Raw genomic sequence first — 21,121 nt, 5'->3', positions numbered from 1 at the left:
CCTGGTAGGTATCGTCCGGTTCGCTGGTCCTGTCGGGCTGTTGGATGTCGGGCTGTTGGCCGGTCTGCGGGGTGGTGTCAGTCCTTGTAGCGGGGCGTGGGTGGTGCCTTGATCCCCTTGAGGTCCTCGGCGAGCCACTTGTTGTACGCCCGCATCCAGGGGCTGTCCTTTCCGCCCTTGCGGTAATCCTCCAGCACCTTGTTCACCCGGCGCACCAGATCCTCGTCTTCGAGGTTCATGGCGACGCCGTACGACTCCTTCGTGAACGGCTCGCCGACCAGCTTCACCGACGGGTCCTGTGCCGCCTGGCCGGCGGCGAGCGCGTTGTCCGTGAGGACGGCGTCCGCCTGGCCGAGCTGGAGCCTTACCAGGCAGTCGAGTTGGTTGGGGACGGTCATCTTGGTCGCGCCGAGCGCACGCGCGCCATGCTCCTCGTCGTCCAGCTCCGCCTCGCCCGTCGATCCCTTCGCCGTGCAGATCCGCTTGCCGCGCACGCTCTCGCCGTACGAGGTGATCCGCGAGCCCTTGGGCACCAGCAGTTGCTGACCGGCCTCGAAGTACGCGGTGGAGAAAGCGACTTCCTTGATCCGGTCGCAGTTGACCGTCATCGTCCGTACGACGATGTCCACCTTGTGCTGCTTGAGGGCGGGGATGCGCTGACTGGTCGGGATCGTACGGAAGATGACCGCTTCGGGGTCACCGAAGATGTCCTTGGCGATGGCGCGCACCAGGTCGATGTCGAAGCCGGTGAGCCTGCCGGTCGCCGGGTCGCGGTAACCCCAGCGGTAGCTGTTCTGGTCGACTCCGGCGACCAGCTTCTTGGCCTTGCTGTTCTTGATCCGCCGCACCGCGTCACCGGTGGCGCCGGCGGGCCGCAGGCTCGCCTCCGGCGTCTCGCAGTCGGCGGCGGGCGCCTCGGCGTCCCGGGCCTGAGCCGCCACGCGCTGCCGCGCACTGCCGCCGTCCTGGCGGCCGTCGCCGCCTCCGTCGCCGAACGCCGCCGGAGCCAGGAGCGCCACCGTCACCGCCAGCGCGCAACCCGCCGCCGACAGGGCGGCTGTCCGCCGTCGGCCCGCTCGCCCGCTTCGCGCCGTTCGCATCCTCATGCCCCCTGTCACCGGTACTCCGACAGCCTGCGGCCCACGCCGAGCACCGTGCCCAGGGCCGCCAGCAGGGCCAGCACGGCGGCACCGGCCGGAAGACCGCCGAGTGCGCCGCGCCCGTCGTCCGCCGCCTGCTCGAACTCACGCTGTTCGTGGGAGATCGCGGCGGCCAGCGCTGTGTCCACCTGGTCGAAGCACTCGCCCGTGCTGCCCTTGCCGCCGGTGATCTTCGCCACCGCCTTGTCGTACTCGCCGTGGTCGTCCGTCTTCCTCGCGTCGCTGTGCCGACGCTGCCACTCCCGCACCCCCGCCAGCGCCTTGGCCACCGGCTCGCGTCCGCTGGCGTCGTCGGCGAGCGAACGGGCCTCGCCGAGCAGGCTGCTCGCCGCGGCCGGCGGGGTGCCCGGCGAGTCCGCCCGCTGCTCTCCGGCGAGGTCGTTCATCCGGGAGCCGAAGCCCACCTCGTACGCGTCCTTGTTCTTGGCGGGGCCCTTCTCGACGACCACGGCGCCGCGCGCCACGAGGGTCAGGTTCTCGTCGCCCCGGGCCTGGAGGGAGGCGATGCGGGCCTCGTTCAGGACGCGCAGCGACCGCGCCCCGTGCTCGTCGGAGTCGGCCAGACCGGCGCGGGCGACGGTGTGCCCCACGGTCAGCCACAGCAGGACCACCGTCGTCGCCGCCGTCGCGGCGACGAGACCGTGGTTGAACACCCGGTTCGTACGCCGGTAGTGGCGGCGCTGGGCCCAGCCGAGCGCGGCCAGCGCCAGCACTCCCGAGCCGAGCGCCACCCAGGGCCAGGTCTTCGCGTCGTCGTAGTCCGCGTCGAGCTGAGCGGACTCGGCCTCGTACAGCTCGCGGGCGGCGGGCAGCAGCTGCTCGCTCATCGTCTGGTTCGCGTACCGCAGATAGGCACCGCCAAGGGGCAGCCCCTGCCGGTTGTTGGAGCGCGCGGACTCCACCAGCCCGGTGTAGGCCGGGAGATGGTGGTTGAGCTTGGCGATCTGCCGCCGGGCGGACTGTGAGCCCTCGGTGTTCGCCGCCGCCTTCACCAGCAGTTCGGACGCCCTCGCGATGTCCTTCTCGTAGCGCTGGCGCACGGGGCGGGGCTCCGGGCCGTCGCTCAGGAAGCCGCGCGCGGTCGTGGCGTCGGCGTCCGCGAGGGTGCGGTAGATGTCGGCGGCGTCGCGGCTCAGGGGCTGGCTGCTCTCCACGACCGCGTCGGCCGACTCCGCCCGGTCCGCCACCTGCATGGCTGTCAGCGCCCCGAACGCCATGACCAGCGCCGCCAGTACGGCGCCGATCACCCGGAGCCTGCCCGGCTCGGTCGTCGCCGCGGCCCGCAGCTGGTCCAGGCCCTCCCGCCAGGCCTTGCGCCGCACGGCGGGCACCGGGGGCGCGCTCTGCCCGGCCGCGGGGGCCGGGGACGGCGCCTCGGGTGCGGGCGCTGCCGCTGCCGACGCGATACCGCCGGTCGGCGGGTGTGACACGAGACCTCCCCCTGGGTCGCTGGCGGCGGTCCGCCACCCGGTGGGGCAGGCGACGGGCGTCCGGGCAGCAGTATGGCGGCAAGGGCTGACAACCACACCGGTAATGAACGGATCTTGTCGTGACCGCGAGCTTCGTCCCGCCCCGGACGCCGACCCCGACGCCGACCCCGACACGGTTTCGCATCCGAGGACGTCAGGCCGGCGTGTTCGGTTCCGGGGCCGCCGCGTTCGGTTCTCGCGGGAGTGCGGTAACCGTGTCGTCCCGGCGTGCGAGGTGGCCGGAACGCCATGGCGGCCCGGGCGGCTCATGACGCGTCCGCGGGGCCACGACGTGGTGAACGGGCCTGATCGGCACTGGAAATGCCAGGAGCACCGGAAGCGGAGGAACGCCGCATGCGCGATTTTCAGCCGCCGCTCGACATCGGACCTGGCGCCCTGTTCGTACCCGACAGGGTGCGCCCGGGGCTGGTGGCACCGGCCGTGTGCGTCGCCCTCTGTCCCGCCTGTCCCGCGGGGGCGCGCGTGCGGCTGTGACCGCCATGGGGCGTGCGCGTCGCGTCGACGTGACCGTGTCGGCCCGTGGCCTCGCCCTGCTTGGCGCACGGAGCCGGCCGGGTTACGGATTCGGGTGACGCAAGGAGCTGTGCTGGCCCGCTGTGGAGCGGCGCGGTGGTCGGGTGAGCGTGATCTGCCGGACGAGCTGGTGAAAGCAGGTCACCGCCGCGATGGCGGGCAGCGCGGCGACGGCCACGCCGTTGACGGTCTTGGGGGCGCAGGCGACGCACAGCAGGACGGCGAAGGCGCAGAAGAGCAGGACGATCGCCCACGAGTGGGCGGCGCGGCGCTGGTGCACGGCCGAGCGCAGGATGGAGAGCGCGGCGACCAGCCACGGCCCGTAGATCAGCACGGGCCACCAGATGGCCAGATGGTCCACGGGCCCCGGGGAGGCGACGCGGCGCAGCGGTTCGTTGGCGAACATCCCGCCCAGCACGCTCACCACGGCGACGATGAGCGCCGTCACCGCGGCGATGACGTAGCTCAGCAGGTGTGAGCGGTTGACGCGGCTCGGGCGGCGTTTGAACAGCTTCCGGAGCCCCTGTAGGCGGCGGCGCCGGTGCGAGGCGACGGGCCCCGCGGCGCGGGGCGGCGGGATGAACCCGTACTCAGCCTCGGTCGACTCCCGCAGCAGCTCGGTCAGCTCGTCCTCGCTCTCCCAGTGCCCGCCGAGCACGGCGAGGTCGGGGGCGGTGAAGGGCTCCTGCGGGGTCGGGAAGGGGTAGGGCTCCTGCGCCTCGGGAAAGTGTGCCTCGGGAAAGGCGTCAGCGGGGCCGAACTCGGGGTGCGTGGAGTAGGGCATGCCCACGGGGCCGAGACCGGCGTGCGGCCCGTAGTAGGCATCGGGCTCAGGAGGGTGGATGCCGTAGGAGTCGTAACCCTCATGCATGGCGGACCTGCCAGAGCTGCGGGAGCGGGCGGGTGGTGGAAGTGGCCGCGGCCGTCTCGTACAGCGCGGCGCTGCGGCGCGCGTACTCGGCCTCGATCTGCTCCATGGCCGCTGCGAAGTCCGCCAGCTCGGGGCGGCAGCAGTGCAGCCGTACCTGTTCCACGCCGCGTTGGAGCTGGGCACGCGCTGTGCTGTCCGAGTCGTCCGGAGAGGCGGCGGTCATTACCCAGTCTCCCAGGCGTTGATGCCGCGGGCGGGGCGCGACCTCGGCCGCTGGGCCGAAGTGCGCGGGGTGTGAAGTCACATGAGGAATAACGAGCGACACGGCCAGACGGGCGTACTCCCCCTGGGCGACAATAGATGGGAAGTTACGATTCTTACGATCTACCGTGCAACGTATTTAAGGCGGTCTGAATAAACGAGCTTTGATAATTCGTAAAAGCGTGGCGAATATCTGAAGAACGGGCGGAGGGCCCCGGAACAACCTCCGCCCGGAGCCCTCGGTTTCACACGGAGTCACGGCTGCCCCGGCGGGCCGGTTTCACCGTACGCGGCGCGCAGCCGAGTGTAGAGCGCGGGTCCGGCGGCGATGTGGTCAAGGCCGAGGAGGGCCGCGCCCAGCACCGGTGGAGCCGTCACCACGCGCGGGGTCGCCTTCGGCGCCCGTTCGGCCAGCAGCTCCCGCACCCCGTCGTCGAGCAGCCGGTGCCGGGCGGCGAGGACTCCGCCGCCGAGGATCACCGGTGTCTGCTCGCCCATGAGGTCGAGCTTCGACAGCGCGACCGCGGCCATGGCGACGACCTCATCCGCCTGGCGGGCGACGATCGCCCGGGCCACGGCGTCACCCGCGTCGGCCACCGCGAACAGCACCGGCGTCAGCTCATGGCGGCGGGCGCGCGGCACGTCCCCCAGGTGCAGCGCCTCGATCAGCTCCAGCATGCCGGGCAGGCCGAAGCGGGCGGGGAGCGCGTCGGCCAGGGCGGTGGGCTCACCGCGCCCGTCCCACGCCCGCGCCGCCCACCACAGTGCCTCCTCGGCCAGATACCCGCCCCCGCCCCAGTCGCCGGAGATCCGGCCGATCGCCGGGAACCGCGCGGCGCGCCCGCCGGGCGCCAGGCCCGCGCAGTTGATTCCGGCGCCGCAGACGACGGCGACCCCGGTCGGCTCGCCGGTGTCCGGCAGGCCCGAACGCAGCAGCGCGAACGTGTCGTTGGCGACGGTGACCGTGCGGCCCCAGCCGCGCGCCACGATGGCCCGTGTCAGCCGCTCCTCCTCCACGGGCAGATCCGCGTTGGCCAGACACGCGTGGACGTGCTCGACCAGCGGGGCGGCCGTCCCCTCCGGTCCTTGTTGCCCTGGTTTCCACGGCGCCGTGCGGACGCCCGCCGCCCCGGCGGCCTCGGCGACGAGCCCGGCCAGCCCCGCCACGGCGGTCTCTGTGCCCACGACGGGCGGCCGGAAGCCGCCGCCGCGTGCCGATCCGAGGATCGAGCCGTCCGGGCCGACCAGTGCGACGTCGGTCTTGCTGTTGCCCGCGTCGATGGCGAGCACGGAACCGGTCAGGCCCACGCCAGGTGCTCCCGGTTGTGCGCGATGAGGTCGTCGGTGAGCCGGTCGGCGTACTCGATCTGACCGATCAGCGGGTGGGCGAGCAGCGCCCGGAACACGGCCTCGCGTCCCGCACGCCGCGTGGTCTCCCGCCCGCCGAGCAGCGCCGCGTCCAGCGCGAGCTGTTCGTACGCGGTGATGTGCCCGACCAGCCCGGCGCACAGCGGCTCCAGCGGCCGTACGGGCAGGGGGCTCGCGCCCGAGGCGTCGACTGCCGCCGGGACCTCGATCACCGCGTCGTCGGGGAGGAAGGGCAGCGTGCCGTTGTTGAGGGCGTTGACCACCTGGACGTCCCCGGTGTCGCCGAGGAGCGCGGAGGTCAGGGAGACCGCGGCCTCCGAGTAGAAGGCGCCGCCGCGCTTGCCGAGCAGCTCCGGCTTCTCCGCCAGCGCCGGGTCGCCGTAGAGGCCGAGCAACTCCTGCTCGATGGCGGCGACCTCGGCGGCCCGGGACGGCTTGGACTTCAGCTCCCGTACGACCGCGTCGTGCTGGTAGAAGTAGCGCAGGTAGTAGGAGGGGACGACGCCGAGCCGGTCGATCAGCTCCCGGGGCATCCGCAGGTCGGCCGCCACCGCTTCGCCGTGGTCGGCGAGCAGCTTGGGCAGGACGTCGGCGCCGTCGGGCCCGCCGAGCCGCACCCCGCGCTCCCAGGTGAGGTGGTTGAGCCCCACGTGCTCCAGGTAGATCTCGCCGGGGGCGACGTCGAGCAGCTTCGCGAACTTGCGCTGGAAGCCGATGGCGACATTGCACAGCCCGACGGCCTTGTGGCCCGCGGTGAGCAGGGCGCGGGTGACGATGCCGACCGGGTTGGTGAAGTCCACGATCCACGCCTCCGGGTTGCGGCGCCGCACCCGTTCCGCGATGTCGAGGACGACGGGCACCGTGCGCAGCGCCTTCGCCAGGCCGCCCGCGCCGGTCGTCTCCTGGCCGACGCAGCCGCACTCCAGCGGCCACGTCTCGTCCTGGTTCCGGGCGGCCTGGCCGCCGACGCGCAGTTGCAGCAGGACGGCGGCGGCGCCGTCCACACCGGCGTCCAGGTCCGAGGTCCACGAGACGGTGCCGGGGTGGCCCTGCTTGGCGAAGATCCGCCGCGCCAGGCCGCCGATCAGCTCAAGCCGGTCGGCCGCCGGGTCGATGAGGACCAGTTCCTCCAGCGGCAGTACGTCCCGCAGTCTGGCGAAACCGTCGATGAGTTCGGGGGTGTAGGTCGAGCCTCCGCCGACCACTGCGAGCTTCATAGCCAATCAGCCCTTTACTCCGGTGAGGGTGACGCCTTCGACGAAGGCTTTCTGTGCGAAGAAGAACACGATGATGACTGGTGCCATGACGAGCATGGTCGCGGCCATCGTCATATTCCAGTTGACGCTGTGCGCGCTCTTGAAGGATTCGAGCCCGTAACTGAGTGTCCAGGCTCCCGGATTCTGCGCCGCGTAGATCTGCGGGCCGAAGTAGTCGTTCCAGCAGTAGAAGAACTGGAAGAGCGCGACGGCGGCGATGCCCGGCTTGGCCATCGGCACGATGATCGTGAGCAGCGTACGGATCTCCCCGCAGCCGTCCACGCGCGCGGACTCCAGATACTCCTGGGGAATGGTCAGCAGGAACTGCCGCAGCAGGAAGATGGAGTAGGCGTCTCCGAAGGCCATCGGGATGATCAGCGGCCACAGCGATCCGGAGAGGCCGAACTGCTGTGCCCATACCAGGTACATCGGGATCACGATGACCTGCGGCGGCAGCATCATCGTGGAGATGACGAGAATCATGGCGCCCCGGCGGCCCCGGAAGCGGAACTTGGCGAGCGCGTACGCCACCGGGATGGACGAGCAGACGGTGAGGAGCGTGCCGATGCCCGCGTACAGCAGCGAATTGCGCCACCAGGTCAAAAAGCCCGGGGTGTGGAAGACGTCCGCGTAGTTGGACCAGCGCCATTCGTGGGGCCACAGCTCGCCGCTCATCGCCTGACTGTCGCTCATGACGGAGGTGAGGAAGACGAAGACGAACGGCAGGAGGAAGAAGAGAGCGGCGGCCAGCGCACCGGTGTGCACCGCTATCCAGTGCAGGACCGAGGTACGGCGGGCGCGGGCCGCCTCCTGGGCGGGGGTGCGTACGGACCGGGGCGCGCGGGTCGCGCGCGGTGGGAGAGCGGTGCTGGTCATGGGGTCAGTCCTCCGCCGAAAGCAGCCCGGCGCGCTTGCGCATCAGCAGGGTGGTCACGGCCATGGCGATGGCGAACAGCACGAGTGAGAGCACGCATGCCGCACCGGTGTTGAAGTTCTGGAAGCCGAGCGAGTACACGAGCTGCGGTACGGTGAGAGTGGAGTGGTCGGGGTGGCCGGGCGGGATGGTCGATCCCGGGCCGACGCTGACGCCGGAGGCGAGCTTCCCCGCGACGAGCGCCTGTGTGTAGTACTGCATGGTCTGCACGACACCGGTGACCACGGCGAACATCACAATCGGGATGATCGCCGGCCAGGTGACGTACCGGAACTTCGCGAACGCCCCCGCGCCGTCGAGCTCGGCCGCCTCGTACTGCTCCCTCGGCACGTCCAGCAGCGCCGCCATGAAGATGACCATCAGGTCGCCGACGCCCCACAGCGACAGCATGACCAGCGACGGCTTGGCCCAGGTGGGGTCGTTGAACCAGTTCGGCGCGTCGATGCCGACGGTGGAGAGCACCTCGTTGACGGGCCCCGTGCCGGGGTTGAGGAGGAAGACGAAGGCGACGGTCGCGGCCACCGGCGGGGCGAGGTACGGCAGATAGAAGGCCGTACGGAAGAAGCCGACACCGGTTTTGATCTTGGTGACCAGCAGCCCGATGCCGATCCCGAAGGCGACGCGCAGCGCCACCATCACCACGACCAGCCACAGCGTGTTCCGCAGGGCGGGTCCGAACAGCGGCATCTGCTGGAACACGTACTCCCAGTTCCGCCAGCCCACGAACGTCGGCGACTCGATCTGGTTGTAGTGCATGAACGAGAAATAGACGGTGGCGACCAGCGGGTAGCCGAAGAAGACCGTGAAGCCGATCAGCCAGGGGGAGAGAAAGCCGATCGTGCGCAGCCGGTCCCGGTGGTGTCTGCGGCGCAGCGCCGCCGCGTTGTCCGGCGCCGGGTCGGCCGCCGCCGCGCCGCTCGGCGCCTTGGTACTCGATATGGCCATGGCTGACTCCGTCAGTTCCGCGCTTGGACGTTGTCGGCGTCTATCTGGTCATCGAGTTCGCGCAGGCCCTTGTCCATGTCGCCGACCTTTCCCGCCTCCGCGTCGTACGCGAAGTCCTGAAGCGTGAGGATGTACTGACCGCCGTTGATCGACGGGGGTATCGCGACGCTGTCCGGGTGGCTCGCGATGTCAAGGAACGTGCGGAACGCGGGATCGGCGTCCAGCTTGGGAGAGGTGAGCGCCGCCTTGGTCGAGGGCACGTTGTGAATGGCGTTGGCGAAGCTGACGACCTGGTCGGTGTCGGCGGTCAGAAAGCGCACGAGTTCCCACGCCGCGTTCTGGTGCCTGCTGCTGTGCGCGATGCCCGCCACGGTGCCGGTCAGATAGCCGCGCCCGTACGTCTCCGGCTGGTCGTCCGGCACCGGCATGGGCGCCGTGTCCCACGCGAAGTCCGCTTTCGCGTCGTCCAGCATCAGCCCGCGCCATTCGCCGTCCATGTGCATGGCGAGCTTGCCGGTCAGGAAGGCGTTCTGGGAGGACATCTCATCCCCGAACGTCGCCCGGAACTTCTCCGTGGGGCCGTAACCGCCAAGGGCCCGCACCAGCTCGCGCTGCGTGCTGAAGAACTCCTTCGCGGCCGGGTCGTCGGCGAGCCTGGCCTTGCCTTCCTTGTCGAAATACCGCGGCCCCCACTGGGCGAACATCCGGTCCGGACTGTTCTGGTAGAGCCGGAAGTTGGGCATGAAGCCCAGCCGCTCGTAATCGCCGTTCTTCTCGCGCTTGGTGAGCTTCACCGCGGTGCGCTGGAGTTCCGACATGGTGCGCGGCGGCCGCTTGATGCCCGCTTCAGCGAAGGCGTCCTTGTTGTAGTACAGGCCGTACGCGTCGGCGAGCAGCGGCAGCGCGCACTGCTCTCCCTCATAACTGGTGTAATCCAGCAGGGGCTTGGGGAATACCTTGTGCTTGTCGAGGCCGGTCTTCGCCATGAACGGGTCGAGGTCGACCCACATGCCCGACGAGCAGTACTGCCCGACGTTGTTGGTGGTGAAGGACGACACCACATCGGGGGCGTCGCCACCGCCCGCGCGCAGCGCCTGGTTGGTGGTGACGTCGTTGACGTTGCTGGTGGCCTTGACCTTGATGTTGGGATGCAGCTCGGTGAATCTGGCCAGGCTGTCGTTGATCGCCTTGACCTCGTTCTTCTCGCTCCACCCGTGCCAGAACTTCAAGGTGACGGGCTTGGTGGGGTCGTCCTTCGCGCTTCCGGTGCTGGGGTTGGCGCAGCCGGAGAGCAGCAGGCCGCAGGCGGCGAGCGCTGCGGTGAGGACGGCCGGAGCGCGGTGCGTGCGCGTTCGCGGCATGGCGGACTTCCTTAGCGGCGGGGAATGGGCGGAGCGGGGAGGGGTGGGAATCGGCGGCTGGGAATCGGGGTGGGAATCGAGGAGTGCGGGGCGGCGCGGGACGCCGCCGGGGCGCAGGGTGATCAGGCGGTGTCGAACACGGTGTGCCGGGCGTCCGCCAGCGCGGTGCGCAGCGCGCCGTCCAGGATGGGTGAGCCGTCGAGCGAGCTCAGCCGCACCTGCGGCCGGGGCAGCGCGAGGCCCGTCAGCTCGTCCTCGACAAGGCCGCGCAGCCGTTCACCACCGGCCTGGGCGACCTCGCCGGAGAGCACCACCAGTTCGGGGTCGACGACGGCGACGACGGCGGCGACGCCGGTGGCGAGGCGGCGGGCCAACTCGGTGAGGACCGGGTCACCGGCGCCGGGGTCGCGCAGCGCGGCGGCCAGCGCGCCGGCCGCGCCGGTCGCCTCGATGCCGTGCTCGGCGGCGAGCCGTACGACGGCGGGGGAGGAGACGAGCTTTTGGAACCCGCCGCCTCCGTCGGGGGCGACGGTGGCGCCGGGGCCGCCGCGCGCGAGGGGCGCGTCGGGCAGCGGCATGTAGCCGATCTCGCCCGCGCCGCCGGTCGCGCCGCGCAGCAGGACGCCGCCCAGCACGATGGCGGCACCGACCCCCTCGTCGGCCCAGACCAGTACGAAGTCGTCGAAGTCCTGCGCGGTCCCACGGTGTTGCTCGGCCAGCGCGACGAGGTTGACGTCGTTCTCGATGACCACGGGGGTGCCGAGCGTGTCGCTCAGCTCGGCGCGCAGCGTACGGGAGTGCCAGCCGGGCAGATGGGGCGCGTAGCGCAGGGCGCCGGTGCGCGGGTCCAGCGCGCCCGGGGTGCCGATGACGGTGCGCCGCAAGGCGTCCCTGCCGAGCCCGGCGGCGGCGAGGGCGCCGTCCACGGCCTCGGTGACCAGCGCGGCGGTACGGGTACGGACGTCGTGAGCCGTCGCCTCGGCCGCTACCCGGTGCTCGCCCACGACCCGGCCGGTGAGGTCGGCGATGGCCGCGGTGATGCCGAGCGGGTCGACGCTCAGGGCGGCCACATGGGCGATGGCCGCGTTGATCTCGTACAGCTGGGCGTTGGGCCCGGGGCGGCCGGTCGCCGTGCCGGTGGCCCGCACGAGACCGGCGGCTTCGAGCCGGGTGAGCAGCTGGGAGGCGGTGGGCTTGGAGAGGCCGGTCAGCTCGCCGAGCCGGGTGCGGGTGAGGGGGCCGTGCGCGATGAGCAGATCGAGGGCGGCCCGGTCGTTCATAGCGCGCAGCACGCGCGGTGTGCCCGGGGTGCTCGTGGTCACGGCTGGTCCCCCGCTCTGCGGTTCGGTGAGGCGCCCGGGACGGTCGCCGGACGGATCGCTGCTGGGTCACTGCTAGATCGCTGTGCGATCGCTGTGAGGTTGCTGTGAGGTTGCTGTGAGGTTGCTGGAGTGCGCGAGGAAACTACTGTTAGGAAAGTTTCCTGTTGATGAAGGAAGGTAAGGCGGTCGTCAGTGCGGCGTCAATGGGTCGGCGCCTACGTCTGTCCGAAGCGTTATCGGCGGAGCCTCGCCCGGTGCGCGCACGACGGCGGGGCCGCCCTGAGGGGCGGCCCCGCCGTGATGTGTTGTTTGTCGCTTTTCCCGCGTTTCCCGCGGTGAGGTCATCAGCCTGTGACGACTGCCGCACCGTGTGCGGTCGCCGGTGCGGCTCCCTCCGGAGGCGCTGCTACTTCTGGAGGCTGGGCGGCGGCGGTATCGGCGACGCCGCCAGGGACTGCGGTGAGGTCGGGCTGGCCAGCGCGGACGGGGCCGACATGCCCGCTGTGGGGTCGGCCGCCGCCTCGGCGCCCTCCGCCTGCGGCGGTGGGCCACCCACCATCCGGATGCCCTCCGCGTCCAGCGCCTGCTTGATCCGCCAGCGCAGCTCGCGCTCCACGCTCAGCGCCTTGCCCGGCATGGTCTTCGCGGAGACCCGGATGATCACCGAGTCCAGGTACACCGCGTCGAGGCCCAGCACGGCGACCGGCTCCCACAGCGCCTCGTCCCACGGCCGGGCCCGGCCCATCTCCTCGCCCGCGCGGGTGATCACCTTGCGGGCCTTGTCCAGGTCCTCGTCGTAGCGGATCTGGACGTCGACGCCCGCCGTGGACCAGCCCTGGCTGAGGTTCCCGATGCGCTTGACCTCGCCGTTGCGGACGTACCAGATCTCGCCGTCGTCGCCGCGCAGCTTCGTCACGCGCAGCCCGACCTCGATCACCTCGCCGGAGGCGACGCCCGCGTCGATGGAGTCCCCGACGCCGTACTGGTCCTCCAGGATCATGAAGACGCCGGAGAGGAAGTCCGTGACGAGGTTCCTGGCGCCGAAACCGATGGCCACGCCTGCCACGCCCGCGCTGGCCAGCAGTGGGGCCAGGTTGATGTCGAGTGCGGAGAGGATCATCAGCGCGGCCGTGCCCATGATCATGAACGAGGCGACGCTGCGCAGCACCGAACCGATCGCCTCGGAGCGCTGTCTGCGCCGCTCCGCGTTGACCAGCAACCCACCGAGCGCGGTGCCGTCCACGGCCTGAGCCGTCCGGTTCATCCGGGTGATGAGCCGGGTGATCGACCGCCGGATCACCGACCGCAGCACGACCGCGATCACCACGATCAGCAGCATGCGCAGACCCAGGCCCAGCCACTCGGACCAGTTGTCCTCTATCCAGCCCGCGGCGCTTTCCGCGTTGTCTTGCGTCTCGTCGAGCGACGTGGCGCGCGATTTCGCGTCAGCGGCCGGAGCGGCGGACCAGAGCACGGCGGAACCCTTCATGTTGGACATGCCCGGCACTTTGGCGCACGGGCAGATCCTTCACATTAACGGGACACGCGGAATGCTTCGTCGCGATGTTCGAGAGAGAGCGGTGTGTCGAGGGGGATGAACGGGGTGTGGTCGAAAACACTCTTGGTCCGTTACCTGGTGGTGGTGGCGCGCTCACCAGCCATCCGTAGACACTAAGGGGAGATCGTCCCGGCGCGAGCCACGCGCCGCCGGCGTACAGGGAGGCACCCGTGCCGCATGTTCTGGTCCTCAACGCGTCGTACGAGCCGCTCGGCGTCGTACCGCTCCGCCGCGCGCTCATACTCGTCCTCAACGACAAGGCCATCAGCCTTGAGGACTCAGGCGCCCTGATGCACAGCGCGACCCGCGTCATACCCGCACCCAGCGTGGTCCGCCTCAAGCGGTTCGTGCGAGTCCCCTTTCGGGCCCCCGTTCCGCTCACCCGTCGTGCCCTGTTCGCCAGGGACGGCGGCCGCTGCGCGTACTGCGGTGGCGTCGCAACCAGCGTCGACCACGTGATTCCGCGCAGCCGCGGCGGTCAGCACGCCTGGGAGAACGTGGTCGCGGCCTGCCGCCGCTGCAACCACGTCAAGGCAGACCGCCATGTCGCGGAGCTGGGCTGGCGACTGCGCCACCAACCCGCGCCGCCCTCCGGCCTGGCCTGGCGCATCATCGGCACCGGGCATAGGGACCCGCGCTGGCTGCCGTACTTGCAGCCGTACGGCGCGGACGACGCGATGGCCCGGATCGACGGCGTATCCGCCTGAGGACCGGGCCTTCATCGTGTACGGGTATGCCGCGCGCGGCGGGCGTGGGTGCCCCGCCCGGGAGCCGCCAGCGGCGGGCCCATCGCCGACCCCCGGCCGCCGGACGGGCTTGCCTCTCAGCCCGTCCGGGGACCATTACGGGGGCGCGGGTCAGCGGAGGGCTACCGCCCCGTGACGACCGGCGCGCTCAGCCTGCCGGAGGGGCCGGACTCGTGGCAGCCGGCCCGGCGCTCACCGCGTACGCCCGAACCGACCACAGCGAATAACCGAAACGGGTGGCCCGCTGGTCGCCCTGGACGCGGAGGAAACGGGTGCCCGGCTCGTCCATCCGCACCGTCTCCTCGCCGCCCTCGCTGTCGCGCACCGTGGCCGCCGTCCGCCAGTTCCGGCCGTCCGAGGAGACCTGCACCCGGTAGCGCGACGCGTACGCCTCCTGCCAGTGCAGCTCGACCCGGCCGAGACGGACCGGACGGTCCAGTTCCACCTGGAGCCAGCCGCCGTCCTCGCTGGGGGAGGACCAGCGGGTCTCCGGGTCGCCGTCGGTGGCCGCCGACGCGGGGAACGCGTCCGTCTCGTCCCCCGAGGAGGTCGTCCGCGCGCCGCGCGCGAGATCGGGGCCGCCGGTGCGCGGGTACGCCCGCACGGTCAGCGTGGTCTCCTCCGAGCCGAAGCGCACGGGGATACGGAACGTGCCCGCCTTGGCCCCGGCCGGGACGGACACCTGGATCTCGGCGGTGGCCGTGCCGCCGCGCGGGGCGGTGACATCGGTCGGGGCGGTGACCGTGACCCCGGCGGGCGCGCGCACCGTGAGATCGCCGCGCACATCACCGGGGCGGCGGCCGACGAGCCACGCCTTGACCGTGGCCGGGCGGCCGCCGATCTCCGCGTCCGCCTCGGTGCGCGAGAGCCGCAGGTCGGAGGCCGGGGTGTCGGCGAACCAGGGGGTGACCTCGTGCACCGCGGGCGGCTTCGTGCCCGCCGCCCATGCCACCCGCACCGCGTCCGCCCGCACACCACGGCCCGGCACCTGCGTCCAGCCGTCACCGGACAGTCGGCCAAGACGCTGCCAGCCCCGGCCCGGGACGCGGGCCTCCACGTAGCCCGCCGGTTCCCCGGCGCGGCCGATGACCGGGGCCGTCAACACGGTCACGGCGGTCAGCGGGCGGCTGTCGTCGAACGACACGGTCACCGGTTCGGCGCGGCCGTCCTCGGCAGCGGCGTCGCGCGGCTCGTACGCCGTCGTCGCGTCGCCGTCAGCGGCCCGCGCCGCTCCGCCGTCCGCAGTCAGATGTTCCGCCCGCTCCTTGACGCGGCCAGGGTCGAGCCCCCACCAGGCGTCGGTCTCGGTGACGGCCAGCGTCAGGAAGTCCGGCAGTACGCCCTTGCCGACCGTGACCGGGCTGGCCTCGATGCGCGTCCGCAGCTTTCGCAGCTCGCGCTGGGCACGCCAGGCCGCCGCGCCGTCACCGCGCGCCTGCGCGGTCAGCGCCAGCACGGCCCGCTCGCCCGCCGCGCCGAAGCGGCCCAACTGCTCAAGCCAGGGCGCGGCTTCCCCGTCGAAGGTGTCCGACAGCAGTGCGGGCGCGTCGCGCAGGGTGCGGAACTCCGCGAGCAGCCGCCGCGCCGCCGCCTCGAACCGCCGCGTGCCGGTGGCGCCGGAGGACTGGGCCGCGGCCTCTCTGGCCGACCAGAACTCGTCGATCTGCGGGCGTAGATACGCGGACTCCGGCACGGCCTTCGCACCCGCGCCCTTGTGCCCCCGGGTGCCGAGCACCGACGACGCGTCGTTGCCGGCGAACGCCCGCATCGCCTTGCGGGTGCGCGGGTCGTCCCCGGCGAGGTCGTCGATGGCGGCCTGCCAGGACTCCTGCGCGTCGTACCGCTGCGGGTTCCATGCGAAGTCGGCGGTCGTGAACAGCGGGATACGGGACGCCGTCGGCTGCTTCATCGCGTTGGCGAGGAGCGCGGCGGAGCCGGTCGCCACGGCGGGGTCCCGGCCGGTGTACGGGCCGAGGAAGAGACGATCCTGCGCGAAGTCGTTGACCGGGTAGTTGTCCATGGTGACCAGCGGGTGGCCGAACGTCCTGCGGGTCTCGGACAGTTCCCGCCCGGTGATCGTCTTCGGTACGACGCCGACCCCCGTCCACGCGACCTCGACCCCGTCGGCCAGCTCCCGCGCGAGCGCGCCCCGGAACTCACTCGTGCCGTCCTGGTAGTACTCCGTCGGCAGCAGCGACAGCGCCGCCGCCTCAGGGTGACGCTCCGCCAGGTGCGCGGCGAGCGCGTTGGCCACCTTCGCCTGCGCCTTCGCGGCGGCCTCGGGGCCCGACCCGAACGCGTCGGCGTCCGCGCCGCAGTGCCACTCGCTGTAGCTGACGTCCTGGAACTGGAGCTGGAAGGAGCGCACGCCCAGCGCCCACATGGCGTCCACCTTGCGCTTCAGCGCCCGCACGTCGTCGGACGAGGAGAAACACATCGACTGCCCCGGCGAGACGGCCCAGCCGAGCGTCACATGGTTGCGCCGCGCCCGTTCGGCGAGCGCCCGGAACTCCGCACGCCGCTCAGCGGGGTACGGGTCCCGCCAGCGGGCCTGCCGGAAGGTGTCCTCCCCGGCCGCGTAGAGGTACCGGTTCTGCTTCGTACGGCCGAGGAAGTCGAGCTGGTCGAGCCGCTGCCGCTGGGTCCACGGCTCGCCGTAGAAGCCCTCTGTTGTGCCGCGTACCGGCGTCGCGGGCCAGTCCCGGACGCTGACCCCCGGCAGTTCCCGGTGGCCGCCGCGGTCCGTGACCAGCTGACGCAGTGTCTGGACGGCGTGGAAGAGGCCGTCCGGGCCGACGCCGGACAGGGCGAGTGTGTCGCGCCCGCCGACCAGGCCGGTCGCGAGCCGGTAGCCGCCGTCGGGCAGGTCCGCCTGGGCGGGCGCGCGCAGGGCGCGCAGCGCGTCGTTCGCACCACGCCCCCCGGCGTACACGACCAGTCCGCGCGGCGGGAGCTCGCCGCCCGGCGCGGCGTCGACGACGGTGCGGGCCCCGGCCGAGCGCAGCACGGCGCGCAGCGTGTCCAGGGCGTAGGTGTCCGTGCCGTTCTCGGCGACCAGCGTCACCTCGTCGCCGACCGGCACGGCGGTGCCCGCGGGACGCATCGACTGCGGGCGCGGCCACACCGGCGGCAGTCCCGTGGCGCTGCTCTCGGGGGTCTCCGCCGTGCCGCCGGACCCTTCACCGGGCCCTGGCGCGGCGACGGCGCCGGGCACAGGGCCGAGCAGCCCGCCGATGACGGCGGCGGCCATCGCGGTCGCCCCGGCGGCGCCCGCAGCCCTGGCTGTTTTCGGCCTGTTCCCCCGGAGCCGCACGGCCCCCTCCTTACCCTTCATAGACGACCCACGGCCACGGGTGGCCGACGGCCGGACACGCGTCCCGGCACGGCACGCCCGGTAAGCCGCGCGTGGAGCCGCATGGGCGGCCCGTACACCTCGTACCACCAGTGCGCGATCCAGTCATACGACCAGCCGTACGCCCAGTCGAGTGCCGACATGCGCAAGTCATACGCCACTTGCCGCCCGCGCGACGCCCTCTCGCGCCGTACGCCGCCCGATCGCCGACATCCGTCCGGCAGCCGAAGGCCGCCCGCTGTGCGCCATGGCCGGTCTGTCATGCGGCGTGCGGTTTGCGGTCCGGTGCGCCAAGTGCCGCTGCGCCGCGGGCCGCCGGCGCGGGACGCCGTCTCAGGTCGCGGTGTCGTGTGCGCGGTGTCGTGTGTCGCTGTGCCGTACGTCGCTGTCCGTCGCGGCAAGTCGTCACCAGCCCGTCGCGGTAAGCCGCCGATTGTCGGTGATCAGCCGCTATGGCGCCACGCCGACGGTGAACGCGTACGCGGCGCGCGGGCGGGCCGATCGGCGTTGAGCCCACCACCTGGCCGGTGAAGGTGTCAACGGGCGTGACCGATGTGCGGCGATTGCCCGGTGGTGCGGGGCTCGCGGACGCCGAATCCGGCTACGGCAAACTCCGTAAATCCGGCGCCCGAACGCCCGATCGGGGCCACATCTCGCTGCCTCCGGTCTCGATGCGCGATAAATCGGCGGTTGGGAGGAGAATGTGACCTGGAGCACGTTGAAGGGAGAGGCATGTCTGCCCTCGCCGGCATTGGGTAGGGCTGGTCGTGTCTCACTGCCGACTCGATCCCTGGAGGCCCGTGTGGCCGCTTCAGCTCAGCTTCTGCCGTCCGCCCTCTCCAAACGCGGGGAGCTGTCCGAGCCCGACCTCTTCGAGGGGCTTTCCGACCCCGACTGCGGGCTTGACGGCTCCGGTTCCTGCGGCTCCGCCGAACTGCCGCTGACCAGTGAACCTCCGCTCTCCGACGCCGCCCCCCTGACCAGCGAGCCACCGCTCGGCACGGAGCTGCCCCTCACCAGCGAGCCGAGCGCCGCCGTCGCCTACCCCGTCGAACACTGCGGCGCGGGCTCGGAGGCAGCAGACCTCTGATGACCACAGCGCGCGCGGGAGACCGGGGCGGACAGCGGGACGGCGGCACGGGCCGCGATCAGGGAGACCAGTGTCAACCACGGGAGCCAGCCCCCGGGCGCGCCCCAGCAGCCGAAGAGACCGCACAGGCCGGGGCACCCCGGCGGCCCCGGCGAGCCCCCCTCGCCGCGGACGGCCACCCCGGCTGCGCGCCCGCGGGCGGCCCGGGGAGCCCGGGCGGTGCGGACAGGCCGGACAGCGCCGCCAAGGACATCGCGCGCGCACGCAAGGCGGGCGAGGACAGTGCCGGACGCATCCCGCGCACCCCCGCCGCGCGTGTCGCCGGGCCCGCCCCCGTGCGCGGCGTCATCCGGTCGGCCGCAGGAAGCTCCGGGCGGGTGCGGCTCGCCGCACTGCACGGCGTCGTCACCTCCTACGAGCCCGCGCCCGGCCACACCGTCCACGTGCCGGAGGACACCGTCGTCGCCGTACTCGCCGCGCTCGGCGTGGACGCCTCCACGCCGCGCGCCGTGCGCGCGGCCCTCGACGAGCACGCCCACTGGGGCCAGCGGCGCCTGCTGCCGCCGTGCGTCGTGACGAGCCCGGGACGCCCACCGAGGCTGGGCGTCCCCGAAGGCACCGCGCTGCGCGTGGACACCGAGGACGGCGACGTCCGCAGCTGGGGTTCGGAGGCGGATGACTTAGCCACGCACGGCCCCGCCGTGACCGACCGCGCCTCGGGCCTGCCGTTCGGCTGCCACACCCTGCGGGCGCACGCCCCCGACGGCCGGTCCGCGCTCGCCGGCCTCATCGTCGTCCCCGACCGGATGCCGGAGCGCCCCACCCGCGACTACGGGTTCCTGGTGCAGCTGTACTCGCTGCTTTCCGCCCGCTCCTGGGGCATGGGCGACCTCGGCGACCTGGCCGACCTCGCCGCCTGGGCGGGCCGCGGCCCCGGCGCCGGGTTCATCCAGCTCAACCCGCTGCACGCGGCCGTCCCCGGCGCCCCGACCGACCCCTCCCCGTACCGCCCCTCCTCGCGCCGCTTCCCCGACCCGGTCTATCTACGGGTGACCGACGTCCCGGAATACGCGCAGCTGCGCGGCCGGGAACGGGAGCGGGTGGACGCGCTGCTCGCCCGCGCCGACGCGCTGCGTGACGCCGTCCTCCGCGACGGCGGCCTCATCGACAGGGACGCCACCTGGGCCCTCAAGCGTGAGGCGCTGGAACTGGTCAGGACGGTGCCCCTCAGCCCCGGCCGCCGCGCCGCCTACTGCGACTTCCTCGCCGAGCGCGGCCAGGGCCTGGACGACCACGCCACCTGGTCCGTGCTCGCCGAGATCCACGGCTCCGACTGGCGCTCCTGGCCGCACGGCCTGTCCGACCCGCGCTCGGGCCGCACCGCGCGCGCCCGCGGCGAACACCTCGACCAGGTCGACTTCCACTGCTGGCTGGCCTGGCTCACCGACAGCCAGCTCGCCGCCGCGCAGCGCGCCGCCCTCGAAGCGGGCATGGGCACGGGCCTGGTCCACGATCTCGCGGTCGGCGTCCATCCTTCGGGCGCGGACGCCTGGGCGCAGCGGGACATCTTCGCGGAGGGCATGTCGGTCGGCGCGCCCCCCGACGCGTTCAACTCCCGGGGCCAGGACTGGGGCCTTCCGCCCTGGCGCCCGGACGCGCTGGCGGCCTCGGCGTACGCCCCGTACCGGGAACTGCTGCGCGGCCTGCTGCGGCACGCGGGCGCGCTGCGCATCGACCATGTGATGGGCCTGTTCCGGCTCTGGTGGGTCCCCGAGGGCAAGGAGCCGACCGAGGGCTGTTACGTCCGCTACGACGCGGAGGCGATGCTCGGGATACTGGCCCTGGAGGCCCACCGGGCGGGCGCGACCGTCATCGGGGAGGACCTGGGCACGGTCGAGCCCGGCGTACGGGAGACGCTCGCTGAGCGGGGCGTGCTGGGCACGTCGGTGCTGTGGTTCGAGCGCGCCTACGCGGAGCCCGCGGCGGAGTCGCCCGCCGGCCACGAATCCGGCGCCGGTCCTGACTGTCCTGACCGGCTAGCGGACCGGGTAGCGGAGCCCGCCGAGGCCGCCGCTGCCCGGCCGCCCCGGCCGCTCGCGCCCGACGAGTGGCGCGCGGGCTGTCTGGCCACCGCCACCACCCACGACCTGCCGAGCACCGCGGCGCGCCTCACCGGCGAGCACGTCGGGCTGCGGCACCGGCTCGGCCTCCTCGCGGACTCGCTCGCCGAGGAGCAGGCGCGGGACGCGGTGGAGGTCGCCGAGTGGCTGGCGGTGCTGCGGCGGCTCGACCTGCTGCCGGGGGGCACCGGCGGCGACGAGGCGGCGGTCAGGGCCGTCTACCGGTTCCTGGCCATGACCCCGGCCCGGATGGTCGGCGTCTGGCTGCCGGACACGGTGGGGGACCGGCGGCCGCAGAATCTGCCCGGGACCTGGGACGAGTACCCGAACTGGCGGCTGCCCATCGCCGACGCCGAAGGCCGCGCGGTCTCGTTCGAACAGCTCGTCGCCTCGCCGAGGCTGCACGCGCTGCTGGAAGAGGTGAGGTCGGGGATGGCCGCCCACGGCGGGCGTTCCGCACGGCGAAACGCGACCCCGGGGGCGCGCACCGCCGAGGGGTTCGGTAGGTTGATGCCGTGAGCAATAAGGCCAACAAGAACGCCCTGCGCGCCGGCACGATCACCGCCGGGCTGACGCTGATGCTGCTGGTGTCGTCCCCCGCGTTCGCCGTGGGTACACGCGACGACGGTGACGACCCGGGTCCGGGCCTGAGCGTCATGGAGACGCTCGGCCTCTATGTCGCCGCCCCCATCGTGGCCTTCCTCGTGATCGCGGGCCTCGTGATGGTCGGCAGCAGGAACAACGACCTGCCCCACTGACGGTCTCCCGCAAGGC

General features: G+C 72.4%; 17 protein-coding genes. 4 read left to right on the top strand and 13 right to left on the bottom strand.

Annotation, left to right across the window (positions count from 1 at the left end):
- Positions 1 to 77: 77 nt before the first annotated feature.
- The 11 genes from AC5P1B_RS02975 to AC5P1B_RS02925 form a co-directional block, all read right to left on the bottom strand.
- Complete coding sequence (locus AC5P1B_RS02975; protein WP_493884579.1) at positions 78 to 1,100, bottom strand: glutamate ABC transporter substrate-binding protein; 1,023 nt, start codon at positions 1,098 to 1,100, stop codon at positions 78 to 80.
- 14 nt (positions 1,101 to 1,114) lie between these two features.
- Positions 1,115 to 2,590, bottom strand: coding sequence for a GlnX family signal transduction membrane protein (locus AC5P1B_RS02970; RefSeq protein WP_493884578.1), 1,476 nt, complete (start codon positions 2,588 to 2,590; stop codon positions 1,115 to 1,117).
- A 616-nt stretch (positions 2,591 to 3,206) separates the two neighbouring features.
- Positions 3,207 to 4,034 carry a DUF2637 domain-containing protein gene (locus AC5P1B_RS02965; RefSeq protein ID WP_493884577.1) on the bottom strand — a complete coding sequence of 276 codons (828 nt, stop codon included), beginning with the start codon at positions 4,032 to 4,034 and terminating at the stop codon, positions 3,207 to 3,209.
- On the bottom strand, positions 4,027 to 4,257 hold the full coding sequence (locus AC5P1B_RS02960; protein ID WP_493884576.1) for a hypothetical protein: 231 nt from the start codon (positions 4,255 to 4,257) through the stop codon (positions 4,027 to 4,029). Before AC5P1B_RS02960 ends, AC5P1B_RS02965 begins: the two co-directional genes overlap by 8 nt.
- A gap of 293 nt (positions 4,258 to 4,550) precedes the next feature.
- Positions 4,551 to 5,603, bottom strand: a complete 1,053-nt coding sequence (locus AC5P1B_RS02955) for an N-acetylglucosamine kinase (protein WP_493884575.1) — start codon at positions 5,601 to 5,603, stop codon at positions 4,551 to 4,553.
- On the bottom strand, positions 5,594 to 6,880 hold the full coding sequence (locus tag AC5P1B_RS02950) for a 6-phospho-beta-glucosidase (RefSeq protein WP_493884574.1): 1,287 nt from the start codon (positions 6,878 to 6,880) through the stop codon (positions 5,594 to 5,596). The genes AC5P1B_RS02955 and AC5P1B_RS02950 overlap by 10 nt, the downstream gene beginning before the upstream one ends.
- Positions 6,881 to 6,886: 6 nt before the next feature.
- Positions 6,887 to 7,795 (bottom strand): carbohydrate ABC transporter permease, encoded by a 909-nt coding sequence (locus AC5P1B_RS02945; RefSeq protein WP_493884573.1) that lies wholly within the window; start codon positions 7,793 to 7,795, stop codon positions 6,887 to 6,889.
- A 4-nt stretch (positions 7,796 to 7,799) separates the two neighbouring features.
- The gene (locus AC5P1B_RS02940) at positions 7,800 to 8,798 is read right to left on the bottom strand and encodes a carbohydrate ABC transporter permease (RefSeq protein WP_493884572.1); all 999 of its coding nucleotides are present in this window, start codon (positions 8,796 to 8,798) and stop codon (positions 7,800 to 7,802) included.
- 11 nt (positions 8,799 to 8,809) lie between these two features.
- On the bottom strand, positions 8,810 to 10,159 hold the full coding sequence (locus AC5P1B_RS02935; protein WP_493884571.1) for an ABC transporter substrate-binding protein: 1,350 nt from the start codon (positions 10,157 to 10,159) through the stop codon (positions 8,810 to 8,812).
- 122 nt (positions 10,160 to 10,281) lie between these two features.
- Positions 10,282 to 11,439, bottom strand: coding sequence for an ROK family transcriptional regulator (locus AC5P1B_RS02930; protein WP_493884838.1), 1,158 nt, complete (start codon positions 11,437 to 11,439; stop codon positions 10,282 to 10,284).
- A gap of 448 nt (positions 11,440 to 11,887) precedes the next feature.
- Positions 11,888 to 12,970: a mechanosensitive ion channel family protein gene (locus AC5P1B_RS02925; protein WP_493884837.1), complete on the bottom strand. Its 1,083-nt coding sequence runs from the start codon at positions 12,968 to 12,970 to the stop codon at positions 11,888 to 11,890.
- Positions 12,971 to 13,209: 239 nt separating this feature from the next.
- Between AC5P1B_RS02925 and AC5P1B_RS02920 the strand changes: the two genes are divergently transcribed.
- Positions 13,210 to 13,746 (top strand): HNH endonuclease, encoded by a 537-nt coding sequence (locus tag AC5P1B_RS02920; RefSeq protein ID WP_493884570.1) that lies wholly within the window; start codon positions 13,210 to 13,212, stop codon positions 13,744 to 13,746.
- A gap of 187 nt (positions 13,747 to 13,933) precedes the next feature.
- Here AC5P1B_RS02920 and AC5P1B_RS02915 read toward each other — a convergent pair whose 3' ends face one another.
- Entirely contained in the window at positions 13,934 to 17,035 is a 3,102-nt protein-coding gene (locus AC5P1B_RS02915) for a beta-N-acetylglucosaminidase domain-containing protein (RefSeq protein WP_493884836.1), read from the bottom strand.
- Between the two features lie 80 nt (positions 17,036 to 17,115).
- Positions 17,116 to 17,280, bottom strand: a complete 165-nt coding sequence (locus tag AC5P1B_RS02910) for a hypothetical protein (RefSeq protein WP_493884569.1) — start codon at positions 17,278 to 17,280, stop codon at positions 17,116 to 17,118.
- 659 nt (positions 17,281 to 17,939) lie between these two features.
- Between AC5P1B_RS02910 and AC5P1B_RS02905 the strand changes: the two genes are divergently transcribed.
- Genes AC5P1B_RS02905 through AC5P1B_RS02895 form a run of 3 tightly spaced genes read left to right on the top strand, consistent with a single transcriptional unit; the run spans position 17,940 to position 21,105 of the window.
- Positions 17,940 to 18,227 carry a hypothetical protein gene (locus AC5P1B_RS02905; RefSeq protein WP_493884568.1) on the top strand — a complete coding sequence of 96 codons (288 nt, stop codon included), beginning with the start codon at positions 17,940 to 17,942 and terminating at the stop codon, positions 18,225 to 18,227.
- On the top strand, positions 18,227 to 20,866 hold the full coding sequence (malQ, locus tag AC5P1B_RS02900) for a 4-alpha-glucanotransferase (RefSeq protein ID WP_493884567.1): 2,640 nt from the start codon (positions 18,227 to 18,229) through the stop codon (positions 20,864 to 20,866). Before AC5P1B_RS02905 ends, malQ begins: the two co-directional genes overlap by 1 nt.
- The gene (locus AC5P1B_RS02895; protein WP_493884566.1) at positions 20,863 to 21,105 is read left to right on the top strand and encodes a hypothetical protein; all 243 of its coding nucleotides are present in this window, start codon (positions 20,863 to 20,865) and stop codon (positions 21,103 to 21,105) included. Before malQ ends, AC5P1B_RS02895 begins: the two co-directional genes overlap by 4 nt.
- Positions 21,106 to 21,121: the final 16 nt, after the last annotated feature.

The sequence above is a fragment of the Streptomyces sp. A01 genome (genome assembly GCF_059026195.1).
This window is presented reverse-complemented; position numbering and strand designations above follow the sequence as displayed.